Annotated in this window: 1 protein-coding gene; it reads left to right on the top strand. The window is 57.1% G+C overall.

All coding sequences use genetic code 11. The annotated features are described in order from the left end of the window. Positions 1–469, top strand: a 469-nt coding sequence (locus P0D80_RS51170; RefSeq protein ID WP_408296611.1) for a transposase, incomplete at its 5' end; no start/stop codon positions are given.

Genomic DNA, 469 nt, shown 5'->3' with positions numbered 1-469 from the left:
CTCTGCCTCGCCTCCGGTGCAGCGTGGCTGGTCGCCAGTCGGTGAGCCGCATCGCGTCTTGCCGCAACCTCATTGCAGACGTTCGGTCCTCGGGGCATTTGATTTCGGCGCCAACCTTCTGAAGCATGAAGCCAACAAGACAACCATCAAGCGCCCGGACGTCATCCAGTTTCTTGACCAGGTTGCGCAGGAGGGCGCGACCGGCCTGATGACGGTGGTGGTGCTCGATAACGCATCGATTCATCACAACATCGATCAGGAAACCATCGACCGCTGGTTTCTCAACCATCACATGGTGCTCTTCTATCTGCCGCCGTACAGTCCCGAGCTGAACCTGATCGAAATCGTCTGGAAACACGCCAAGTATCACTGGCGGCGCTTCGTCACCTGGACGCAGGAAACCATTGATGCCGAGATCGCCAAGCTGCTTGGCGGATATGGCTCGGAATTTGAAATCCGTTTTGCCTGA

Source organism: Paraburkholderia sp. RL17-373-BIF-A (assembly GCF_046030175.1).
Taxonomy (GTDB): Bacteria; Pseudomonadota; Gammaproteobacteria; order Burkholderiales; family Burkholderiaceae; genus Paraburkholderia.
The sequence above is the reverse complement of the archived record's forward strand: the minus strand, read 5'-3'. Positions and strand labels throughout refer to the sequence as shown.